The organism is Calothrix sp. NIES-2100 (assembly GCF_963875285.1).
Lineage (GTDB): Bacteria > Cyanobacteriota > Cyanobacteriia > Cyanobacteriales > Nostocaceae > Aulosira.
The window spans coordinates 3,787,317-3,810,011 of record NZ_CAWNLA010000001.1 but is presented as its reverse complement, the minus strand read 5'-3'; the positions used below and the strand labels follow the sequence as shown (position 1 = coordinate 3,810,011).

The following is a 22,695-nucleotide window of genomic DNA, read 5'->3' as shown; positions in this document are numbered from 1 at the left end:
AAGGTAAATATTGTTACTAACCTTACTTGTATAGCGTTTGCCGATTTATTGACATTTCATTATACAGCCGCCGACTTCTTAGTACTGCTAAACTGGGGAATGACACATAAAGGATAAAGGATTAAAGATCAAGAATGAAAAAGTTATTTTCATCCTTCATCCTAGCCTGCGGCAAGCCGCTCCGCGTCTACATCCTTCATCCTTCAGCTCACCCTAAAAACCACTGACTATGCTAAAGCGTTCCAAGTTCGAGACAACCCAGTCTCAGATTATGCACCGTGCTGAGGATCTGATTAGTGCAGCCTCAAATCGCTACCGCATTACAGTTCAAGTGGCAAACCGTGCCAAGCGTCGCCGTTATGAAGACTTTGAAAGTGCAGAAGATGCCATGATGAAACCAGTTCTCCGGGCCATTATCGAAATGTCTGATGAACTGACTCAGCCAGAAATTATTGGCGAACTTTAACAAATAGTCCTGAGTTGAAAGTGGTAATTTATGAGTACATTATGTATTTACATTGCACTTTTAACTCAGTATATATATATGGGCAAAAAATATTTTCTCGTTTTGAAGTTTAACCCCACACTCAAAAATCTCCATTTAGCAATGCCTTTGTTGGTGGTGGGTGTAATTGTTTTGGGTTTGGGTACAAGTCAATCACAATATACACATTTTCTCAGTGTCAAACCGGCAATAGCTCAGCGAATAAGTCCTAGTGATGTTTGGCAGCAAGTATATCAGCAGTTACCTGATTTTCCCAAAGAAAATCAGTATAAGAGCAAAGAAACCGGAAAAGTCGCCGAAAATAATACCTTAGTCGGTCGCCTGATCCAATATCACATTTATGTCAAAGAGCGTTCCCCAGCTTATCGTTTAGATTGGAAGCTGACGCTGGCTGATTACCTGGATGCCAACGAAACTATGTATGACATAACATATCCAGGGAATGATACATTACAACAAAATCCCATAGAAGGCGATCGCGCTGCCATTGCCAAGCTTACCCGAAGTCAGCGAAATACCTTAGTGCAAGTATTGACAAACATCTTTAATTCTAGCTTTCCAGCCCAACCCCAGCCTTAAATAGTTTATGGAACGTTTAGTTAAAAGCGGTTCTGGTTGGCGCATTGGCTGGAACCCTGATGCACCAGAATATAAAGGGCTATTGGGTACAGATGATTGGGCGATCGAATTAACCGAAGCCGAATTAAACGATTTTTGCCGTCTTTTGGCACAGCTAGCAGACGCAATGAAACAAATAGCCACTGAATTGATGGATGAAGAGAAAATTGCTTGCGAAGCCGAAAGCGATTTATTATGGATGGAGGTAGAAGGCTATCCCCATAGCTACAGTCTGCGTTTAATCCTGAATACAGGGCGGTGTGCAGAAGGTTGGTGGGATAGTTCTGCTGTTCCTGGTTTATTGCAAGCAGTCCAGATGCTCAAAGTTTTTTGAATTTACCTCTTGATTATCCTCAAACTTCTTGCTAATATGATAATTCTGACCGGGGCGTAGCGCAGCTTGGTAGCGCGCCACTTTGGGGTAGTGGAGGTCGTGGGTTCGAATCCCGCCGCTCCGATTGTTAAAATCCCTATGCCGCTAATCTTATTGCAAGATTAGCGGGTTTTTTCATGTTGAGCGAAAGAATTGAAACTTGACTATTGACTAGTAAAGCGAAAATCCCCACCTTCAGCAAGTAATACTTCCACGTATTCAGGGAATACTGAGAAAAAGACAAATAGCCAAAGTAGAGTATTTTTAGCTATATGAATTGGTCCTATATTCTCAGTCTTGCTGGACTATTTACTACTGGACATCTTATATTGACTCTACCTGGTTACGCCCAGGCGATCGCCCCAGATGGTAGTCTTCCCACAAAAGTTACTTCTGGAGATGGTCTAAATTTCTCAATTACAGGTGGTAGCCAAGCTGGCGGTAATCTTTTTCACAGCTTTAGTAAATTCTCCGTCCCAACTGGTGGTTCTGCCAATTTTAATCATGCTTCATTTATTCAAAATATTATCAGTCGAGTTACTGGGATTTTTCCTTCCAATATTAATGGCAAAATTCATACTATCGGTAATGCTAATCTGTTCTTAATTAATCCCAATGGAATTATCTTTGGTCCCAATGCCAAATTAGATATTGGCGGCTCATTTGTTGCTACTACCGCTAACAGCTTACAGTTTGCCGATGGTAAAGATTTTCATACATCTTTAGATCAAACTCCCCCTTTATTAAGTGTCAATGTTCCTATAGGATTACAATTCGCTAGTAAATCAGCACCAATCCAAGTACAAAGAGCTAATCTTGCAGTACCAGTTAATCAAACTCTAGCGCTAATCGGTGGTGAAGTTACTATCAATGCTGGTCAATTGAGTACAGATAGAGGCCATATTGAATTAGGTGGAGTCGCAGATTCAGGTACGGTTGGACTTTCATTCATCGGGAGTCAGTTGCAATTCAGTTTTCCTAGTAATATTGCCAAAGCTAATATATTAATAACCGATCGTGCTTTGGTAACAACCAGCGGTGAAGGCGGTGGGAGTATTCAACTCATAGGAAACCAGTTAACAATTCAAAACTCCCGTGTGGAAGCAGAGACACTAGGCGCTATTTCAGCAGCCAATTTGAGATTAAATGCTTCAGATACATTAATAGTATCAAGTAACAGCACAACTGGAACTTTTGAACATGGATTATTTGCCGAAAATAGTGGTAGTGGAGATAGCTTAGGAATCACAATAAATACTAGCAAACTTCAGGTTGAAGGCGCAGCTCGCATATCTACCGCTACTTTACCTGGTTCATCAGGTAAAGGAGGAGATTTAACTATTAATGCTGCGTCAGCGGTGGAATTAAGTGGTGTTGATTCCGAAGATTTTTCTTTATTTACTGGGTTATTGACAGATACATATGGGATTGGTTCTGCGGGAAATTTAACCGTAAATACCGGGCGATTATTTGTGCATCATGGGGCGCAAATATCAGCTGCAACCTTCGCAGATGCAAGAGGTGGAACCTTGACAGTCAATGCTGCTAATAGTGTGGAATTAATCGGTGTCTCACCTTTGGATATTCTAGTAAGTGGTTTGTTTACAGCAGTTCAAGAAGGTAATGGACAAGGTGGCAATTTAATAGTTAACACCGGGAAGTTAATTATTAATGACGGGGCACAAATTTTCTCTGGTACTGCGGCAGCAGGAAATAGTGGCAATGTAATTATTAATGCTATAGATTCTGTCAATGTCACCGGTGTTTCATCTATTTATCAAATTCCTGGGGGGATTTTCAGTAGTACAAATCCAAACATTACAGGTAATGCTGGCGATTTAACAATTAATACTAGGAACTTAACAGTCCGGAATGGAGGTAATATTGCTGTTGAAACTCTTGGTTTTGGTAAGGGTGGATTATTAACAATTAATGCCACTGACTCTATTCAATTATTAGGGCAAGGTTCTATTAGGCAAGACCCGTTAGATCCAAACAGTTTCATTCCCACATTTAGTAGTCTATCTGCAAGTGTTCTGAACCAAAATAATATTCATGATGCTGGTAATTTAGAAATTTATACAGGTAAATTATTAGTGCAGGAAGGTGCTAGGTTACGTGTTGATAATGAAGGCTTGGGTAAAGGTGGAAGCATTAATATTCAAGCTAATTCAATAATTTTGGATAATGGAGGAAATCCGCAACAAGACTCAGGAGGAATTCAAGCTACAACCAAATCAGGTGAAGGAGGTAATATTACCTTAAAAGTCAAAGATATTTTGTTATTACGCAACAACAGTAAAATTACTACTGATGCTACAGGTGGTAATGGTGGTGATATAAATATTAGTTCTGGTTTATTAGCTGCTGCTGACAACAGCGATATTACAGCTAATGCAATTCAAGGTCGAGGTGGAAATGTTCAAATTACCACTCAAGGAATATTTGGGATAGAATTTAGTTCTGAACTGACTTCTAAAAGCGATATTACAGCTAGCTCTCAGTTCGGGTTAAATGGAACGGTAGAAATTAAAACTCTAGCTGTTGATCCCAGCAAGGGAATTGCTGTCTTACCAGTTCAGCCAAATGATGCTTCGACATTAATTACTCAAAGTTGTGGACAAAATCACCCAGCAGCATCCAGCCGCTTAATTGTTACCGGGCGGGGTGGATTACCACAAAATCCAGAGGTAGTTTTAAGTAGTGACACAATTTTGGCAGATATCCAAACAGTTCCGATTCCGACAAGCAGCGATCGCTCTCTTGTGGGTGTTGCTGCTGCCAGTCTACCACTACATACCGCCGATCAGATCGTAGAAGCGCAAGGACTAGTAATTACTCCTCAAGGAGAGGTAGTTTTAACAGCACAAACACCAGTGAGTACGCCTCATAGTTCTGGATTAGCCCCAGCTAGTTGTCATTCAAGTTAGATAACCAAAAAATTAACTTTAGTTAGCAGATGAATTTGAAATAAATTTTTAGAGATTGAATAAAGGTATGAGATTGATATAACCGTATTCTTACTGAGGTAAAAATTAATTAAACTTGCAAAAATAAATTTATTATAAAGAAAAAAATGGTGCAATTTGGCGTTATATCAATATATATTTGGTAATTTTGTTTTTATCTTTGCCAATATATGTTAAGGATTGTTTTCCCAAAAATCAATAAATTAAGTAATTTTTTAAAGAGGAGATAAAGCTAATAAATTATTCTCCACTTACTGTTACCATGCTTTTGATCAAGAAGATTTTACAATAGAGAATTTACATGGAGGCACTTTCCACAAACAATATGATTAAATGACAATCAGACTGGTTTTAACAGAATACATTTTTAACAAAAAAACTATCAGCATGAGTGAATAGCTTGTTGCCGATATAAATGATTAGCAACCACATCTATCCTCAGATTTTTAGCGGAGCGATAAATTTAGTTGTTGTAGCCAATTACTTCACACATTAATGGTTCAATGTATGCCTCTCAATCCTCATAACTTGACAAATACAGAAAGTCTCATTGCAGATCTCAACGATGAAGAAATAGCCGCTTGTGTTGGTGGCTGTGATATTCAGGTTACTGCGGGCAAAAAAAAGCTTGCAGAAATCCCACTCGTGAAATTGCCATTATTGGGAAAAGTCTGTGTCCAAATCCTTAATCTAGCAGTCACTTACGATCCTGAAGGCTCAACTCGCTATTGGAGCGATCGCAATGTCAAAGAAGAAGTGACAGAGGTCGATGTCCACACCATTCTCAAAGGAATTGCCGATTTACCGATTACTAGCTGGAAGTATAAAAACCAAGATGAAACAATTCGCCATATAGGCCCAATGGCGCAAGACTTTGCAGCAACTTTCAATGTCGGCGAAAGCGATCGCACGATCAATGCTGTAGATGCTAATGGTGTAGCTTTAGCTGCAATTCAAGCACTTTACCAACTGATGCAGCAAAAAGATTCCCAAATTCAGGAACTGCAAACACAGTTAATTGAGCTAAAGCAACAAGTAATTGCGAAATAAACTCAAGTTATAGCTATTATGCCAGTACTTATCCAATTTTAAATCCATCGCCAACTTGAATTTTCGCTCAAACACCATAGCTTTTCTTTAAATCTGTGCCAATTTATTCAAGTTAGAGAAAAATACATCTACTTAACAAACAGATTGGTTGAGTTATTGTACAAATCCAATTTTATTAAATTTTGAGAACAATTATGTACACTAATGACCAAAAACTTGTATCCACAGCCAGTCTAATAGAAGAATTATCGGATGATGAGTTAGCAAGTTGTGTTGGCGGTACTGGCTACATTAATCCTGCTGGACAAGAAATTCCCGTAAATGATGGAACACTAAACGCTCCTGGGTTAGAAGATAACTCAACTCTGTATCTAGACCCGAATGGCTCAGGCCGCTATCTGAGCGATCGCCATCTCAAAGAAGCTGTAGCTGAGGTTGATGTCCAGGCCATTCTTCAAGGTATTGCTGATTTACCAATTACCACTTGGAAGTATAAAAACCAGGATGAAACAATTCGTCATATAGGCCCAATGGCGCAAGACTTTGCAGCGACTTTCAATATTGGCGAAAGCGATCGCACAATCAATGCTGTAGATGCCAATGGTGTAGCTTTAGCAGCCATTCAAGCACTTTACCAAAAAATGCAAGCACAAAATCTAGAAATTAATCGCCTTCGTCAGCAAATTAGCAAAATGCAACAGCAACTGATATTAAATCCGCAATAGGTTCTCCACCCTTACGAAACAACCTTTACTGTATCTATATTGCACTGTCAAAATTATGCTCATCAAGCCGAAGTTTCAAGAGCATTTTCATGTTGAATTATCTCCTCCTAAAACTGTATTTCTCTTAAGTGAAAAAGGGCATTTTGTCCTGAATGGGCGTTTATACTGCCTACTAGCACCCCTACTTAATGGACTGTACACTTTAGAAGAAATAACTCAACAATTGCAAGGACAAGCTGCGGCTGATGAAATTCTCTATGCTTTAGAACAGTTGCAACGTAAAGGTTACATTAGCAACGCAGATAATACACCACCTGCTGAATCAGCTTTTTGGGGACTGCTCAATCAAGATGCTAACTTGGTAACTCAACGCCAAAAAGCAGCTAAAGTTGCTCTCACTACCTTTGGTAGCGTCACATCACAGCCATTAACTGCCATTTTAGAATCCCTCAACATTCCCATTGCTGATACTGGGGAATTTGCGGTTGTCCTCACAGATGACTATCTCCAACCTGATTTGGCAACATTTAACCGCGAAGCTTTACAACAGCAGCGTTCTTGGCTGTTAGTTAAACCTGTGGGAAGTGTGATTTGGATTGGCCCCATCTTTACACCAGATAATACAGGATGTTGGGAATGTCTAGCACAACGTTTAAGAATGAATCGTGAGGTTGAGTCTTTTCTGCAAGCGCAAAAACAAACCCTCAACCCGTTTCCTGTTTCTCGTGCTGCTTTAGCTTCAACTGTACAAACTGCGCTAAATTTGACAGCGACGGAAATTGCTAAATGGTTAAGTAAACCAGAACAGCATCCCCTAGAAGGAACCTTATTAACTTTTGATTTAATCAATCTCAACCTACAACGCCATACCTTAGTTCGTCGTCCTCAATGTCATTGTTGCGGTGAATCTGCCTATTTTCGGCAACAGGAACCTCCACCATTGGTGCTGACTAGTCAACCAAAGCTGTTGAGTGATGATGGTGGGTATCGTAGTTGTTTAGCAGAACAAGCTTTTCAAAATTACGAACATCACATTAGCTCAGTGACTGGCGTGATCAGAAGTTTATTTCAACCCTTCGAGAAAAACGAGTTGATTCACGCCTATGTTGTTGAGCATAGTTTGCCGAAAACAGCTAGAAAGTTAGAGGATTTACGCCATAAAAGCTTTGGTAAAGGGAAAACAGCAGCCCAAGCGAAGATGAGCGCCTTAGGAGAAGCAATTGAGCGCTATTGTGGAACCTATACAGGAGAAGAACCAAGGGTGAAAGCTACCTACGCCAGTCTTCAAGAACTGGCAATTCATCCCGATGAATGTATGCACTATAGCGCCAATCAATACCGCGATCGCCAAACTTGGAATCAGCAACACCATATCATTCAATGGATACCCGACCCATTTGATGAAACTCAAGAAATTGAATGGTCGCCCATTTGGTCACTCACCCAGCAACAATTTAAGTATTTGCCAACAGCATATTGTTACTATGGCTATCAGCTTCCAGAAAATCACTGCTTTTGTTATGCAGATACCAATGGCACAGCTGCGGGAACTTGTAAAGAAGAAGCTATTCTCCAAGGCTTTATGGAGTTAGTAGAGCGGGATGCAGTAGCAATATGGTGGTATAACCGTCTATCTAGACCTGGGGTTAATATCAATAGTTTTGATGATCCTTATCTGCATCAATTAAAAACATACTATACATTGATCGGTCGTGATTTTTGGGTATTAGACTTAACTACCGATTTAAATATTCCCACATTTGCTGCAATTTCTCGACGCTTAAATCAAAAAACAGAAGATATTTTATTTGGGTTTGGCACTCACTTCGATGCCAAAGTTGCTCTCTTACGTGCTGTTACAGAAATGAATCAGATGGTATTTCTTGCCAATGGCGGAAATCCTCATTCTCCTGCCAAGTTTACCCGTCAAGATATGCAGCATTGGTGTCAAACTGCGACATTAGAAAATCAATCATACTTAGCTCCTGATGTCAATGCTATCCCTAAGATGTATACAGATTATTCTCCATACCACAGTCATGACTTGCAAACAGATGTGATAGCTTGCGTTGATTTAGCTACTGCACAGAAGTTGGAAATATTGGTTCTTGAGCAAACACGCCCGGATATTGGGATGGCTGTTGTGAAAGTAGTTGTTCCTGGGCTGCGTCACTTTTGGGCACAGTTTGCGCCCGGTCGCCTATATAAAGTACCCGTAAACCTCGGATGGTTAAAAGCAGAACTAAAAGAAGCTCAGCTTAATCCAATTCCTATGTTTCTGTAAAACTTCTATTAAGAATATTTCCCAGATAACTAATATTCAATCTTATAGGTATTAATAAAATAATCGGGATTTATATAATACCATATATTTAAAATATGAAGTTGAGAATAACTAGTTGTGAAGCTGGGATATTTGCATCAGAAAGGCACAAATTAATTGCCACAAATTATCAAGAAAGTTTTGTAAATATTTTTGATTCTTATCCTGATTTGATTTTGGTCACTACTTTAGGAAAAGGCTATTGCGTAGAAATTAATCAAACATTTTTAAATGTCACTGGTTACAGTCGAGAAAATGTGATTGGCTCACCAATTACGGTCTTGGATATGGGGTTGACTGTTGCCAGTTATGCACAAATTCAAAAAAAATTAAAAACCCAAGATTGTCTCCAAAATATAGAAATTGAATTTTGTTTAAAATCTGGGGAAAAACGCATAGGGTTGTTATCTGTAAAGCCTTTAGAATGGTTCGGTAACACTTATTTACTGAATATTGTGCGCGATATTACAGAGCGCAAACAAATTGAGGATAATTTACGCCGAATTGCCATGCATGATCCGCTGACAGGGTTACCCAATCGGGCTTACTTTATGCAGCAATTGGATTATGCGATCGCCTGTCAGCAATATCATCTTGATTCTAGTTCATTTATCCTTTTTCTCGATTTGGATGAATTCAAAGCCATCAATGACAATTTCGGTCATGCTGCTGGAGATAAACTGCTGATTGAAATTAGTCAGAGACTCAGAGCCACACTCAGATGGGGAGATTTTATTGCCCGCCTTGGTGGTGATGAATTTGTCATACTCCTAGAAGATGTGCAAAATTTTCGTTATGCTACTCGCATAGCCAATCAAGTAATTACTGCTCTCAAACAACCGCTGTTACTGAATGGGCAGAAAATTTCTTGTTCAGTAAGTATTGGCATATCAATGATCTCAGATGCAGAACAATCACCTGAAGAATTGTTACGCAAAGCAGATGCAGCAATGTATCAGGCCAAAGCGTTTGGTAAGAGCCGATATCATGTAAGTTAACTTGCACTGGTGAGATATGAAGATAAAGCGTATTTTGTCAACCAGTTAAAATACTCTAAATAGTCTTGATGAAAATGATAATCGTGCGCGGGTAAGAAGCCGTGCTTCGCGCCTGCTTCCCTCTCTATTTGATTATCCGTGCTGCTTGACGTTGGGATGATTTTTTTCTGTCGAATTACCTAAGAGCTTCAGTCTGCAAGAACCGAGCTTGTTCGCTGCGGGCAGATTTTTAGCCGATGATTCGGGTTCTTGCCGAACTCGTTGCCACCAAGAGCGATCGCGACAAAAGGCGATCGCATTTATTACCTAATAGAGCTAGGGCGTGTCATCAATTAAGCCAGATAACGACAGCAGCAAGATAAATTGCACCCAGAAAGTTCCTTGCCCACTGATCGTAATGTGTTGCGTAGGCGTAGCCCAACCTAGGCATCGCTCGACATTGCTTAAGTTGAGCAAAGAAATTCCAGAAAGTTAGCTGTAACTGAGAACTCTGCAATACAGGTATCAGTGATTATTGTCAGGTGGTAGCTTAACTGAACTTTTCCCTGAACAATTCTCTGAGCCAAAACTGGGTTTGGGTTCATATTTACTTTAATTTTGCTTTAATGATAAATCCTTAATTGTAGCTCGGCACAGAGATATCAATTTAAGTTGATTTTCAGCAAAAACCAGTATCAATCACAAGTGAATTTTACATGCTTAAATAGGAGGAAAGATTATATGAGACAAAAAATAGCTGCCACTATCTTAGCTACTGTTGGATTGGTGACTCAGGTCGGTGTTGCCTCTGCTCAAGTTTCTACACCCCTTCAAAATTCGGATTTTAAAGGACCCTGGTCAGTTGTCACCAATACCCAAGGTAAATTATGCGTTGCTGATCGCCATGACCACCCCATCGATTTCAACTCGACATGGTGTTCTGATTTTATTGGTGTCGAAGCCGTCAGGCACTGGCAGGAACAGACTGGGACTCGCCCTGTTACAAAATTTAAGCAGGTTCCTCGAACAGTGTACATCCACGATGAACATAGAGATGAAAATCATCATGGGTCTCATCATGGGTCTCATCATGGGTCTCATCATCACCAGACGCATAGAGTCTATAACACTATCTCTTACACCGACTATGAACCTGTTTATACATCCTTCTCCAAAAGATACAATATCCAAGAAATCCAATTCGGTGATCGGAAATATGTCTACACTGGGGGAGAGGTATCTCCAGAACTAAAAGCTTTTCTATCTAGTCGTCCAGAAGAAAATATTTGGGTTCAGCTCATCACCACAGAAGGTGAGACTTGGAATTACGAAATCGGGAAGAATACTGTAAAAGCGTGGAAACAGATTTACTCTAACTCGAAAGTCTTACCAGAAGTTCATTGATACTTTGGAAGGCTGCAAGGGATAGGGCAATAGGGTTCAGTTAAGAATTTTGTATACGAATTGGAGATTTGTACAGACGTGATTAATCGCGTCTGTACAGATTTTTATCCAAAGTCCAATTCTTGAGGTGCAAGCAGCTACTGAAGTAAATTTTTCAGCTTTGAAACCAAAATTAGCAGTCATTACCACGTCTTTCCATTTTAATTTTGAAGGAGTATGGTTGAAGAACTTTGAGCGCTATAGATAGTGCTGTTTGTGGATCGGCTTGACCGCAGGAAAAGATATCCAAAGCCATGTAATTTTGTTCTGGGTATGTATGAAATGCAGCGTGTGATTCAGAAAGCAAAAACATTCCTGTAACCCCAGAACCGCCGCTCGGAAATTTGTAGCTAAATTGCTTAATGATGTTGAAATTAGCACAAATGAGAGCATCAAAAAGCATTCTCATCAGTTCTAGTTCATTTGTAAGTAATAAAGAATCTACTCCGTAGAGGTCAGCAAACAAATGACTTCCAATGCCTTTAACATCAGTTAATTTGACTTGCTCATGGGTCTGAAAAAGCATTCTCGTACACTCCAACTCATATGTGAGGAACTCAATAATTGACACCGTGAAGATTATCAGGATCTATTCTGGTAAAAACAATAAGTTTAAATTAATGCTTAACCTGCTGATGTTGTTGCAGTACTTGAATCAAAGTATCAGCCAACTGTTCGTAAAAAATATAATCTTGAGCGCCAATGGTTGTAGTGCAAATACCACCAAATTGACGCTTAAAGCGAGAAAATTTAGCATAAGCATGGTTGGGGTTGCGTGTAAAGCCGTAGAAATCATAAAATTTGTGCCCACGCATTTTTGCTTGTTGCATTGCTTGCCAATGCAGTCCGTAGGTTGCCATCACTTGTGGATAGCTGGAACTTCGTCCACCATAAAGGTATGTAGCACGTTCACCCCAATAAACAACTAGAATAGCTGCCAAAATTTGTCCTTGCCAGATGGCAAAGCCAATTTCTGCTATGTTGGCAGCAAACAAGGTCTGACAGAGGTTGATGAAAAAGCTGTAAGGTTCACTAAAAAATTGCTGACGTTGTGCAGTTTGGGAAAAAATTTCGTAAAACAAAGGAATTGCTTGAGAGTCTTTGGTAAATCGAGTTTCAACTCCATAACGCCTACTCAGGCGGACGTTATACCGTCCCTTTGGCTTCATAGCTGCCATGATCTCCGTTAGAGTTGGTTTTAAATCAATCAACAAAGTTTCTGAGGGAACTAAGTCTACAGGAGAGCGGACAAATTCAGAACAGCCTTGAGGCAAGTGTGTCCAAAGTGGTTCAATCCGCAGGGCAATTGCTCCTAACTGTGGTGCTAACGACTGTTCTACCTGGGAGATTAATAACTTTAACCCAGTATGCAGCAAATTCACTGGTAAGATTGGGCCACCTGGAGCCAACAACAGTTTGGCTTCACTGATATGAGGGTAAAAATAAATAATGCAACCACCGACTAATGTCTGTCCAACAAATAAGCCGTAGCGAAAAGTTTGATAACCTTCTAATTCTTTAAAATCAGCCCAGGCATTAGACTGCATAAAACATCCTTGAGCAGAAGCTTGAACTAAGGTATCCCACAAGCTATACTCTGTTGTCTTTAAGATGCGTACAGTTAAAGATTGAGAATTATCTAAATGCATTTGAATAACTATTTCCTCACCTACTAATTATTTACCCAAAAAAATAGTTAATTAAGAGTTTTAATAACCAAATACCTCCAGATGCCATCAAGATTGAACCTACAATCCGAATAATATTTAATCCGCTATTTGATTCTATTTCTTGCCTATTGAAATTATTGTTAATGCTGTTAATATTATCGGTAATGTTATTGATATTATTGTCTGTGTTACCCTTGCCAAATGCAGAGTCTCGTGAAGACAAATTCGCAATTAAAATAATTACTATGATGACAACGAATATAGGCTCAAAACCAAGTTTATTCATGGGTAAACTTTGAGGTTTTTGAGCAGTGAGAGCAAAACTCTGTACATTAGGAAGCAAATTAGGTGGCAATTGTTTTGTTCGCCTTTCTAGTGCTTGTGCTAAACGTGATATGTCAACAGTCCCAACAAGCTTTTGAGTAACGTTCAGCCATTCAAGGTTCATTTGGGAATTATGACTAAGATGTTGTATCGGTAAAAATTGGCTAATCTCAAGATTAGTTGGTGAATTACCTTGGATAATTTGCAGAGATTGAGGCATTTGAGCTAACCATTGTTGGCTGATTGCGGCTATTGAAAAGGGATTAACTAAACCTATTTTTCCTGTACTCGCTTCTTGAATATCTAAAAAATTTACTGTTTCTCCCGAATTCTGCATACTTGCACAAGCATCAGAATTTAATAGGTAGTAAAACAACTGCGGACAGTCAAGAGTGTTAATTGTTAGTTGGTGACGAGTTGCAGCTATTCTTTGCTCAAAGATAAAGGCTTGCCAAAGACGGGATGGGGTGAGAAATTCAAGATTCTCTGGCATTGACATTGCTTGGACTTCTGAGCTACTAATAACCACAGTAGAAGCCAGAAAAAATCCCCAAATCCCATGAATATGTTGCACAAATGAGGGAATAACAGCTTGGAGAGGTTTAGCAGTAAATCCGGATTTTAACAGTGTTTGATATAAACACCAAAAACCTTGAGGAGTGAGTTCCGGTGATACAGCATTGACACTCAAAATGCCTTTTGGATATAGAATACGCTGCACCTGCTGATACCATTCTAGACTGTGAATACTTGTGTCTGAAGCAGTTCTAGGATAAGTAAAATCGCAGATAACCACATGATAGCTACAGTCAGCTAGTTTTGAAACAAAATTTAAAGCTTCTTCTACATAGACTGTTAGGCGATCGCTTTCCATGCTGCTATGATTGAAAGGTTGAAAAACAGTCCGAGCAAGTTGTAGAACCTCCAAGCTTTGGTCTACCAAAGTAATCTCACTAACTTGAGGAAAACGTAGCACTTGTTTTAATGCTAACCCATCTCCACCGCCAAAAATAACGGCACGAAGTTCAGTGTCGGGAAATCGTTCCACTGCTAAAGCAACGGCGGGAATGACTAACAGTTCATGATAAATAGCTTCATCAGTAGTATCAAACTGCAAATCACCATTGATATAAAAAGCTAAACCGTCACTGCAATTTTTAACAAATAGAGAGATTGGCATTTTTATAGGTTTCCTGTTCTCTTTGCTTTGTGTCTCATTACCATTCCCCCACCTATCATAGATGTAGCCAAAATTGCTTTCCCAATGGGAAAAGTTTTACCCTTCTGACTTGATGCCAAAATACTAAATATCTCTGGATTTACTTCTTGAGCAGAATATACGTGCAATTCTTGCTCAGGAAATGCTTCTAATTCTAAATTCCATTTATGGTCTTTGTCCCAATAGTCCCAAGTAATTCGAGGTAAAGTACCATCTTGATCACTGTAAGTACCGCTAGTCTGGAAATCAAACAAGTAAGTGCGATTTAAAGCGTTTAGTTCGTGTTGTGGGGTCTTTTTGTCTTGCATATCCCGCCACACACTGGGAATAAGATTGTTACTGTTTCCTGGCTCTAAGACTTGCGCCTCAACAATTTCCTCACTAAAATACCAATGAATTGGGTCTTTGGGTATTTCTGGGTTGTATTCTTTCTGTAAGTAACGTTTTTGATTATCTGAAGATGAAAGTAACCACTCTTGAGTCTGATAGCCTTGTGGATCTTTGTAAGTACCATAAGCTTGAACTCGCCATTCTACACCCTCATACTTTACATGATCTCCTGGGTGTAATTCCTCAAGCTGAGTTTTGTGAGCAACCGATTGAGTTCCCGCAGCTAAAAAAAGATTAGCTGTAAGGTTAGCATGGATTAAATCATCAATCTCAAAAACTGATTTTCCTGCAACTTTACTAATATTATTTTGAATATTTGCACCATTTGTGAAGAAGCTAGTACTGTCATTAAATATAGAAAACTTTTGCAAGCTGTCAAACGCTTTTTCACTAACTTTGGTTCCTCTAATTATCTTGAAAGGGCTGCGCTGTTGCTTTACAGCTATGGTGTAAGGTGAAGTGCTATAGGAAGTAACTTGAGCGTTGGCAACATCTTGAGATGGGGCGCTAATACTAATTACAATGCCTAATAAAATGTTCCAACAGATGACATCTAAACTAAACATTGCTCCCCTCCACGAGTAGTAAAGCTATGAGGTTGCGTTGACATTTGATTAAATGACTCATTGAGTAATAAATAGGTGGGTATGAATGTTTATCGTTGAATAAAGGCAGAGTTTTTAGGTTAATTTACTTTTCGTTACATACTTAGACTTATGAATTAAGGTTTACCATTAAAACAAATATAAATTCAAACTCAGTTTTGGCTCAGATAATCGTTCAGAAAAAGTTCAGTTAAGTTAAGTACATATCCATACAGAAAGTTACACGCTTGACAAACTTTGCCTAAAAACTCCTCGTCGCAACATAAAAAATTAGTAGACCGAAAACTTCTGCGATCGCGGAGCTTCTCTTCTCCCAAGGGGAGATGCGCAAGGGACGAGACGCTACGCGATCGCTAACGTATAACTTTTCGGTCTAGTGACTTCATTTACATCAGATCCAAGACTTTGAATATTTTCAGATTTTTCCCAGAAATTAGGTAATATTATCTAGGTAAGATAGTGATAAATAAGGTATTACATGGTTCTGGTCATTGGTAGTGCGATCGCAAATCTTACTTACAAAACAATCTTGAGAAACATACCCTTGAAGTACACCCAAGTAGTCGTTGTTAAGATGTATACCTGTATAAGAAAAGTTCGGCTAATCAAAAGTTAATTTGTATCCTCATCTGAAGTTTGATTAGTCAGTAATCTAAGAGTTTGAGATTTACAGAATGATTGGAAAAATACTCCGAAATCACTACAAGATTATCAGACTACTAGGCAGCGGTGGCTTTGGCGACACGTATCTAGCTGAAGATTGGGACTTACCGAGCCATCCAAAGTGTGCTGTCAAACATCTCAAGCCGAAAAATCCTCTTCCCTCAGTTTTGAAAGTTGCAAGACGACTGTTTGATAGTGAAGCACAGATTTTACGGCGTTTAGGCAATAAATATGACCAGATTCCGCGATTTTTAGACTATTTTGAAGAAAATCATGAATTTTATCTGGTTCAGGAATTTGTTGACGGGTTCAGCTTGGCTGACGAAATACCATCAGCTCCCCAAAGTCTTGGTGAGAATGCAGTCATTAAACTGTTGCAAGAAATTTTGGAAGTGTTGGTCTTTGTTCACAACGACGACATCATTCACCGTGATATTAAGCCCCAAAATTTGATACGTCGTAAGAAAGACAGCAAGATTATTCTAATTGACTTTGGAAGTATTAAGAAAATCAGCACTTTAGTAGGAGTGAATCAACAAGGGCAAAGCATCTTCACGGTTGCGGTGGGAACCCCTGGCTATATGCCGAATGAACAAGCTAATGGTGACCCCAGATTATGCAGCGATATCTATGCTGTGGGAATAATTGGTATTCAAGCTCTTACAGGCTTGCTACCGCAACAGTTACGTAAAGACAATACAGGTGAAATTATTTGGCGCAATCATGCACAGGTGAGCGATAAGTTAGCAGACTTTTTAAGCAATATGGTGCGCTGCGACTTTAATCAACGCTACCAGTCAGCATCTGAGGCGTTAGTAGCACTCAATGCTCTAGCCGCACCAACACCAACTTCACCACCTTCTACAGAACCTTTGCCATTATCACGCAAAAGTTTACTTGTACTAGGAATAGGAGTAATTACCACTGTTTTTCTAGTAGGTTTCCGTCATTATTGGGACGATATATCGAACCCCATTACTACTCTCAATGGGGACGACATATCGAACCCCATTACTACTCTCAATGGGCATTCAGGTGAAGTAAATTCTCTTGCCATTAGCCCTATCCGCTCAATCTTTTCTAAGGACATCAAGGAAATATTAGCTAGTAGCAGTGATGACAAAACTATTAAAATCTGGAATTTACAAAATAGAAAAGAAATCTTCACTTTTAAAGGGCATAAAGACAAAGTTTACACTCTTGCTATTAGTCCAGATGCTCAGACTCTTGTTAGTGGTAGTAATGACAAAACTATCAAAGTCTGGAATTTGAACACAGGCCAGGAAATTTACACTTTGAAGGGTCATAAAGATATAGTCAATTCTGTTGCCATCAGCGCCGATAATCAAACTATCGTCAGCGGTAGTTATGACAAAACTATCAAAGTCTGGAATTTGAAGACGGGGCAAGAAATTCGTACCCTTGTAGGACATCAAAAAGCTGTTTTGTCGGTTGCTATTAGCTCGGATAATCAAGAACTGATCAGTGCTAGTGCAGATAGAACTGTCAAGATTTGGAACCTACAAACTGGTGAATTATTACATACTTTAATGGGGCATTCAGGTGATGTTAATGCAGTTGCGATTAACCACAAAGAAGGATTTTTTGTTAGTGTCAGCGATGATAGGAAAGTTGAAATATGGAATTTGAGTGACGGATGGGAGCGACACCCTCCTTTAATGGGACACTCAGCCGATGTGAATGCTGTTGCTATTAGCTCAGATGGTAACGAGATTGCTACTGGTAGCGACGATCGCACTATTAAAATCTGGAACCCGAATACAGGACAAGATATATGCACCCTCAAAGGGCATAAAAAGGAAGTTTGGGCTGTTGCTTTCAGTCCAGATAACAAAACACTTTTTAGTGCTAGTGCCGACAAGACTATTAAAATTTGGCAACTACCAAAATTGTGCCCGAACTACTAAAAAACGATGAGAATTCTGAACGATAACTGGCATCACAGTAGTCGAGTAGCAGGAATATATTGCTTTGTAGACAAGCAATACTGTGTAACAATCTAATTTTTACATATAAATTTGGAATTTATGCCTGAACGCCCCTCTCTTAAAGCCTCTCAACGCGGAAAACAACTCATCAAGGAAGCCTGGAAAAGGCTAACCATGAGACATAAAACAACAGATATAAATGAAATATTTCTCAGAGAAGCAAGTAAGATTTTACAACCAGATAAGAACTGGGATAATGTTTCCGAAGACCATTGTGTTGTAGCACCAGCTACTTTGAAACGCTTTCGCGAAGCAAGGGAGCGTATTACTGCTTCTACTTTTCAAACTTTTTGTCAAGTGCTGGACTTGAATTGGGAAGATGTAGCAGAAAATGAAGCAGATACTAATAGGGATTTGGATGAAGAACCTCCTGTTAATTTTTATGGACGTAAGCAAGAGTTAGCTGAACTTGAGCAATGGCTGATTCAAAAACGTTGTCGGTTAGTTCTTGTTCACGGAATGGGGGGAATTGGCAAAAGTGCCTTAGTTCGTCATTTAGTAGATAGAATTGCTGACAAATATAATCGCTTAATCTGGCTTTCTCTAGAATCATCACCACCATTTCACAAAATCTTAATCAGACTAATGCAATTTTTCTTTAAAGGTGAGGAAGAAGAAGGCGATATTTCCCAAATCATGCAGTATTTGCATCATCAAAAATGTTTAATAGTGCTAGATGCTTGGGAAGAAATTATGGACAGTTCTAGCGAAGATTATATCAAGTATAATGTATTTGTAGAGAGAATTGCTAAAGAACCTCATCAAAGCTGTTTATTGTTACTGAGTAGAAAAAAACCTAACAATATTGCAATATTAGAAGGAAAATTTGTTAGTTCTAAAAAACTGTTACCTCTTGCGAAGGAAGATGTAAATGAGTTTTTAATTGCAGAAGGTTTGTTTGGCACAGATATTGACCTCGATAAATTTAGTGAGCGTTATAACAATCCGTGGATTCTTAAGAGAATTATCCAAAGCATTCATAATGTTTTTCATGGTGATATATCACCCTTTATAAATAATGATGAAGTTACACTTGTTATTGATGAATTAACCACTGTTTTTTTAAATCAGCAATTTGAAACACTTTCACCAGCAGAAATAAATGTAATCTATTGGGTAGCTATCAGACGCAATACAGCCTTGTGGAATCAATTAGTACAAGATAGTAAGAAATTTTTAACTTATCAACAGTTATTTGAGACTGTAAATACTTTAATCTCTAGGCATTCTTTAATAGCTAAAAACATAGAAGAACTACCCATAAAATATATACTAGAGCCAGTTATTTTAAAATATAGTCATGAGCGATTTATTGCCGAGAATTACGCACAGATTATCCAAGTATTTCAGAATAGTACCATTAATGGTTATGAACTGTTTGTTACTCATGCTTTCATTACGGAGTACCCAGAAGATAAAGAACTTAATCAGGAGCAAATAAGGCGGATTGTTAAACCTATTGAAAGAATGCTATCGACTCACTTTCGTAGTCAGCAGGAACTTGAAAATCAACTGAGAAAAGTTTTGTCACTATTGGCGGATAAAGGATTGTCTCACGGGTATGCCTACCAAAATATTTCACATTTGATTTCGGTATCGAGTTAGGTTGAGGGGGAGTATTATCTCCATTGGTGTTAACTTAAGTTCAATCGCTTATCCCACAAGCGTTTTACCCCACCCCTCAATCCCCTCCCCGCAAGCGGGGAGGGGACGTTTTGGCTTTAGACAAAACTGGGGTGGGGTAACGCGGATCTTGATGGGATGCGAGAAAATGCAAAATCATGTTTTGACAAAGGTTTCACGTTAAGTTGACACCAATGTACGATCTCCCGCCCCTCCCAATTATGGTATTAGTATTAAGCAACGATCGCAAAATCAGCAGTAGTCAAACTCGGCAAACTCAGCAAATTAGCCAACTCCGCACCAGTACCGAATCCAGCCGCACTGCCGTTTTGGTTATAGTAAAGACTGCCACTACCGACGCTGTAAACTAGGAATGCGGTACTAGTTGCAGCTAAACCATCGTCATCTACGGTAGCAAAATCAGTGGCTTGACTTAATCCATCACCGATAACACTAGTCAAAGCGGTAAAAGTCTGTTTACTCAACACCAACTTGTCGCTAGCAGATGTAAAGTCAGTCAGGGTATCAACACCAAAATCGCTACTGGTAAAAGCTCGTCCACTACTATACGAAAAGCGATCGCTATCTGCTCCACCAGAAAGAATATCATTTCCCGCCCCGCCAATTAAAGTATCTGCACCACTTCTACCTGTTAACACATCATTGCCACTGCCCCCATTGAGGCTATTATTGAGGGTATTGCCAATCAGGCGATCGCTTCCACTACCACCGATCGCATTTTCAATCACATTATTAGCAGATAGAGTCAACTTCAAGTTACTGTTGACTGTCTGTGTAGTAATCACACCCAAATTCACCCGGACATCAGTAGTAGTACCACTAAAGCTGATAGTATCATTGCCGCCTGTGCTAGTTTCTTGTATAGTATCGCTACCTGATGGGGTGGAAGCATTGAATGCATAGGTATCATTCCCAACACCACCAGCCAGAATATTATTGCCACTATTACCCCTGAAAATATTATTGCCACTATTGCCAGTGCCGTTAATATTGCTCGTTCCCGTGAGAGTTAAATTCTCAATTCCATCAGCTAAGGTTGTGGTGGTACTAGCTTGCAAAGTGTCAGTTATGGTAACAGTTCCAGAAGCTTTTTGTAAATTAGCATTGGTAGGGCTAGAAAGGTTAACTTGAAAAGTTTCGTTGGCTTCGCTGAGATTATCATTGAGGATGGGAACAGTAATTTTGGCAGTGGTAGTATTAGCAGCAAAAGTTAAAGTACCACTGCTGGTGGTATAGTCTGCATTGGCAGTAGCCGTTCCAGGGGCTGTAGTATATTTAACTGTGACTGCTTGACTAGAGGCACTGCTAAGAGTGACAGTTAAGACAGCTTGCGAAGTTTGACCTTCGACAACAGTAATGTCATTAATGGAGAGATTAGGAAGATTTGCATCATCATTGAGTATAGTTCCTAATGCTTGATTATCAGCAATAGTGGCATTAGTGGCATTGCTAAGGTTGACGAAGAAGGTTTCGTTCGGTTCAAATGTTGTATCACCAGCCACAGCAACATTGAGAGTTTTACTGGTATCACCGGGGTTGAAAGTTAATGTACCTGTGGTGGCTGTATAATCACTACCTGCTGTAGCTGTGCCGTTAGCAGTAGCATAGTTAACTGTGACAGCAGAGGTACTGGCGGCAGAAAGAGTCACAGTAAAGGTAGCGTTGGTTGTTCCTGTGTTGCCTTCAGTAACAGAAATATCTTTGATGCTGAGGCTGGGTAAGGTAGCTGCTTGTACCTCAAACGCGCCGATATCCACTTTACTGCCAACAACCCGCGTTAAACCGCGTTGATCGTAGGGAATGGGTTCTGTTGTATTTCCATCGCCATCAAGGTCTTGTGTATCAGCAGGAATTAAGGCACTGTTACCGACGTTAATAGCTGGGCTACCAGGAAGGAGAGCATGGGTAAGGGTGAGTCCACCGTTGTTTTGTAAGGGGCCGAGTCCGGGGTTGGGGTTAACGATATCTGTACCTGTGCCTATAGTGCCACTGGCTCCATCTAGAGAGCCAATTAGGTTATAGTTATTGCCGTTAACTGTCCCTTGAATATCGCTGCTTGTCACCTGGTTATTATAATTACGAAAATTTCCGGCAACAATTGTGTTCTTTAAATTGGCACTGCCGTAAATTCCACCTCCTGCTAAAATTCCCGCCGTATTATTGGTAATTGTGGTATTAAGTACATTTATAACGTTGCCCCCGGCAGAATCTATACCACCGCCAGCGCTTCCTGCAGTGTTTCCACTAATTGTTGTGTTAACTAAAGCAATAGAGCCAGAGCTACTGTTACCTTGAATACCGCCACCACTGCCACTTGCACTATTATTACTAATTGTAGTGTTGATCACCGTCAAGGCATCAAAGTTGTAGATGCCACCTCCACTACCTGAAGTGTTATTACTGATGGTGGAGTTAGTCGCAATCAGAGTGCCAGAGTTAAGGATACCGCCACCGTTGCTACCTTTATTGTTATTGATAGAACTATTTCGCAAGTAGACTGTACCATCGTTATAAATACCGCCACCCCAAGCGCTACTCTCTGCACTATTGCCACTGATGGTAGTGTTGTACAAATCGAGAGCGCCATTATAATCAACCCTAATGCCTCCACCGTCACTAGTACTAAAACCAGATGTCTTGCCGCCCGTAACGACTACATTCTTTAAGCTTAATGCTCCTCCAGCCAGTACATGAAAAACGCGATCGCTATTTAATAAATTTGAGGCATTAATAGTTGCTTGCCCACCAACTGACACAATATAAAGTACATTACTGCGATTTGTAATATCTAAATCTCCTGTGGAGGCTTTATCTTCATTAATTCCATTTGATGTGAGGTTGTAATTTGTCCCTCCTGTTAACTGGATTTCATAATCAGTAGTCGGATTCGCATTAGCAATTAAAATCGCATCCCGCAGAGATAAATTATTACGATCCTTATCATTACCATCATTTTGATCGGCTGTGGTAGTGACGTTCAAAATCTGAGTAGCCATTTTACTTTCCTTCCATTAAAAATAGGTAATTTGAACAATTAATGACAATTAAAGGTTTATCATTAAAGCAAATATGAGTTCAAACCTCAGTTTTGGCTCAGATAATTGTTCAGAGAAAAGTTCAGTTAAGCTACCTTCACACCACCCCTAGTGGTTCATCGCATTAATTTAATGAAACAGACGAATAGAAAT

Annotated in this window: 17 protein-coding genes and 1 tRNA gene; 13 read left to right on the top strand and 5 right to left on the bottom strand. The window is 39.6% G+C overall.

Annotation, left to right across the window (positions count from 1 at the left end):
* The first annotated feature begins 229 nt into the window (after nucleotides 1–229).
* The 11 genes from AACU32_RS15630 to AACU32_RS15580 all read left to right on the top strand — a co-directional run bounded on the left by AACU32_RS15630 (nucleotide 230) and on the right by AACU32_RS15580 (nucleotide 10,944).
* Nucleotides 230–466 (top strand): DNA-directed RNA polymerase subunit omega, encoded by a 237-nt coding sequence (locus tag AACU32_RS15630; protein ID WP_086689544.1) that lies wholly within the window; start codon nucleotides 230–232, stop codon nucleotides 464–466.
* Between the two features lie 78 nt (nucleotides 467–544).
* Nucleotides 545–1,084 (top strand): hypothetical protein, encoded by a 540-nt coding sequence (locus tag AACU32_RS15625; protein ID WP_096600941.1) that lies wholly within the window; start codon nucleotides 545–547, stop codon nucleotides 1,082–1,084.
* A gap of 7 nt (nucleotides 1,085–1,091) precedes the next feature.
* The gene (locus AACU32_RS15620; protein ID WP_096600939.1) at nucleotides 1,092–1,457 is read left to right on the top strand and encodes a DUF1818 family protein; all 366 of its coding nucleotides are present in this window, start codon (nucleotides 1,092–1,094) and stop codon (nucleotides 1,455–1,457) included.
* Between the two features lie 50 nt (nucleotides 1,458–1,507).
* Nucleotides 1,508–1,581 (top strand) — tRNA-Pro (locus tag AACU32_RS15615).
* A 187-nt stretch (nucleotides 1,582–1,768) separates the two neighbouring features.
* Nucleotides 1,769–4,426, top strand: a complete 2,658-nt coding sequence (locus tag AACU32_RS15610; RefSeq protein WP_096600937.1) for a two-partner secretion domain-containing protein — start codon at nucleotides 1,769–1,771, stop codon at nucleotides 4,424–4,426.
* Nucleotides 4,427–4,972: 546 nt separating this feature from the next.
* Complete coding sequence (locus AACU32_RS15605) at nucleotides 4,973–5,515, top strand: tail fiber domain-containing protein (protein ID WP_339377942.1); 543 nt, start codon at nucleotides 4,973–4,975, stop codon at nucleotides 5,513–5,515.
* A gap of 194 nt (nucleotides 5,516–5,709) precedes the next feature.
* Nucleotides 5,710–6,240, top strand: a complete 531-nt coding sequence (locus tag AACU32_RS15600) for a tail fiber domain-containing protein (RefSeq protein ID WP_096600933.1) — start codon at nucleotides 5,710–5,712, stop codon at nucleotides 6,238–6,240.
* A 55-nt stretch (nucleotides 6,241–6,295) separates the two neighbouring features.
* Nucleotides 6,296–8,524, top strand: a complete 2,229-nt coding sequence (locus AACU32_RS15595; RefSeq protein WP_096600931.1) for a TOMM precursor leader peptide-binding protein — start codon at nucleotides 6,296–6,298, stop codon at nucleotides 8,522–8,524.
* 95 nt (nucleotides 8,525–8,619) lie between these two features.
* The gene (locus AACU32_RS15590; RefSeq protein WP_096600929.1) at nucleotides 8,620–9,561 is read left to right on the top strand and encodes a sensor domain-containing diguanylate cyclase; all 942 of its coding nucleotides are present in this window, start codon (nucleotides 8,620–8,622) and stop codon (nucleotides 9,559–9,561) included.
* A gap of 236 nt (nucleotides 9,562–9,797) precedes the next feature.
* Nucleotides 9,798–9,923: a hypothetical protein gene (locus tag AACU32_RS15585; protein ID WP_339377941.1), complete on the top strand. Its 126-nt coding sequence runs from the start codon at nucleotides 9,798–9,800 to the stop codon at nucleotides 9,921–9,923.
* Between the two features lie 400 nt (nucleotides 9,924–10,323).
* Nucleotides 10,324–10,944 carry a hypothetical protein gene (locus tag AACU32_RS15580; RefSeq protein ID WP_339377940.1) on the top strand — a complete coding sequence of 207 codons (621 nt, stop codon included), beginning with the start codon at nucleotides 10,324–10,326 and terminating at the stop codon, nucleotides 10,942–10,944.
* A gap of 172 nt (nucleotides 10,945–11,116) precedes the next feature.
* On the opposite strand, the gene speD is transcribed toward AACU32_RS15580, so the two are convergent.
* The 4 genes from speD to AACU32_RS15560 form a co-directional block, all read right to left on the bottom strand.
* A complete protein-coding gene (speD, locus tag AACU32_RS15575) occupies nucleotides 11,117–11,509 on the bottom strand; it encodes an adenosylmethionine decarboxylase (protein WP_096600925.1) in 393 nt (130 codons plus the stop codon).
* A gap of 91 nt (nucleotides 11,510–11,600) precedes the next feature.
* A complete protein-coding gene (locus AACU32_RS15570) occupies nucleotides 11,601–12,632 on the bottom strand; it encodes a lipid II:glycine glycyltransferase FemX (RefSeq protein ID WP_096600923.1) in 1,032 nt (343 codons plus the stop codon).
* Nucleotides 12,633–12,663: 31 nt separating this feature from the next.
* The gene (locus AACU32_RS15565; RefSeq protein ID WP_096600921.1) at nucleotides 12,664–14,157 is read right to left on the bottom strand and encodes a spermine synthase; all 1,494 of its coding nucleotides are present in this window, start codon (nucleotides 14,155–14,157) and stop codon (nucleotides 12,664–12,666) included.
* 2 nt (nucleotides 14,158–14,159) lie between these two features.
* Nucleotides 14,160–15,152 (bottom strand): DUF4178 domain-containing protein, encoded by a 993-nt coding sequence (locus AACU32_RS15560; protein ID WP_096600919.1) that lies wholly within the window; start codon nucleotides 15,150–15,152, stop codon nucleotides 14,160–14,162.
* A gap of 713 nt (nucleotides 15,153–15,865) precedes the next feature.
* Here AACU32_RS15560 and AACU32_RS15555 point away from each other — a divergent pair.
* Complete coding sequence (locus tag AACU32_RS15555) at nucleotides 15,866–17,782, top strand: serine/threonine-protein kinase (RefSeq protein WP_096600917.1); 1,917 nt, start codon at nucleotides 15,866–15,868, stop codon at nucleotides 17,780–17,782.
* Nucleotides 17,783–17,902: 120 nt separating this feature from the next.
* Nucleotides 17,903–19,468 (top strand): NB-ARC domain-containing protein, encoded by a 1,566-nt coding sequence (locus tag AACU32_RS15550; RefSeq protein ID WP_096600915.1) that lies wholly within the window; start codon nucleotides 17,903–17,905, stop codon nucleotides 19,466–19,468.
* A gap of 251 nt (nucleotides 19,469–19,719) precedes the next feature.
* On the opposite strand, the gene AACU32_RS15545 is transcribed toward AACU32_RS15550, so the two are convergent.
* A complete protein-coding gene (locus AACU32_RS15545; protein ID WP_096600913.1) occupies nucleotides 19,720–22,503 on the bottom strand; it encodes a beta strand repeat-containing protein in 2,784 nt (927 codons plus the stop codon).
* Between the last annotated feature and the right edge of the window lie 192 nt (nucleotides 22,504–22,695).

What these genes read in the sequence shown, in the direction of transcription:
- AACU32_RS15630 (WP_086689544.1), top strand. Translation starts at nt 230, where the DNA reads ATGCTAAAGCGTTCCAAGTTCGAGACAACCCAGTCTCAGATTATGCAC.
- AACU32_RS15625 (WP_096600941.1), top strand. Translation starts at nt 545, where the DNA reads ATGGGCAAAAAATATTTTCTCGTTTTGAAGTTTAACCCCACACTCAAA.
- AACU32_RS15620 (WP_096600939.1), top strand. Translation starts at nt 1,092, where the DNA reads ATGGAACGTTTAGTTAAAAGCGGTTCTGGTTGGCGCATTGGCTGGAAC.
- AACU32_RS15610 (WP_096600937.1), top strand. Translation starts at nt 1,769, where the DNA reads ATGAATTGGTCCTATATTCTCAGTCTTGCTGGACTATTTACTACTGGA.
- AACU32_RS15605 (WP_339377942.1), top strand. Translation starts at nt 4,973, where the DNA reads ATGCCTCTCAATCCTCATAACTTGACAAATACAGAAAGTCTCATTGCA.
- AACU32_RS15600 (WP_096600933.1), top strand. Translation starts at nt 5,710, where the DNA reads ATGTACACTAATGACCAAAAACTTGTATCCACAGCCAGTCTAATAGAA.
- AACU32_RS15595 (WP_096600931.1), top strand. Translation starts at nt 6,296, where the DNA reads ATGCTCATCAAGCCGAAGTTTCAAGAGCATTTTCATGTTGAATTATCT.
- AACU32_RS15590 (WP_096600929.1), top strand. Translation starts at nt 8,620, where the DNA reads ATGAAGTTGAGAATAACTAGTTGTGAAGCTGGGATATTTGCATCAGAA.
- AACU32_RS15585 (WP_339377941.1), top strand. Translation starts at nt 9,798, where the DNA reads ATGATTCGGGTTCTTGCCGAACTCGTTGCCACCAAGAGCGATCGCGAC.
- speD (WP_096600925.1), bottom strand. Translation starts at nt 11,509, where the DNA reads ATGCTTTTTCAGACCCATGAGCAAGTCAAATTAACTGATGTTAAAGGC.
- AACU32_RS15570 (WP_096600923.1), bottom strand. Translation starts at nt 12,632, where the DNA reads ATGCATTTAGATAATTCTCAATCTTTAACTGTACGCATCTTAAAGACA.
- AACU32_RS15565 (WP_096600921.1), bottom strand. Translation starts at nt 14,157, where the DNA reads ATGCCAATCTCTCTATTTGTTAAAAATTGCAGTGACGGTTTAGCTTTT.
- AACU32_RS15560 (WP_096600919.1), bottom strand. Translation starts at nt 15,152, where the DNA reads ATGTTTAGTTTAGATGTCATCTGTTGGAACATTTTATTAGGCATTGTA.
- AACU32_RS15555 (WP_096600917.1), top strand. Translation starts at nt 15,866, where the DNA reads ATGATTGGAAAAATACTCCGAAATCACTACAAGATTATCAGACTACTA.
- AACU32_RS15550 (WP_096600915.1), top strand. Translation starts at nt 17,903, where the DNA reads ATGCCTGAACGCCCCTCTCTTAAAGCCTCTCAACGCGGAAAACAACTC.
- AACU32_RS15545 (WP_096600913.1), bottom strand. Translation starts at nt 22,503, where the DNA reads ATGGCTACTCAGATTTTGAACGTCACTACCACAGCCGATCAAAATGAT.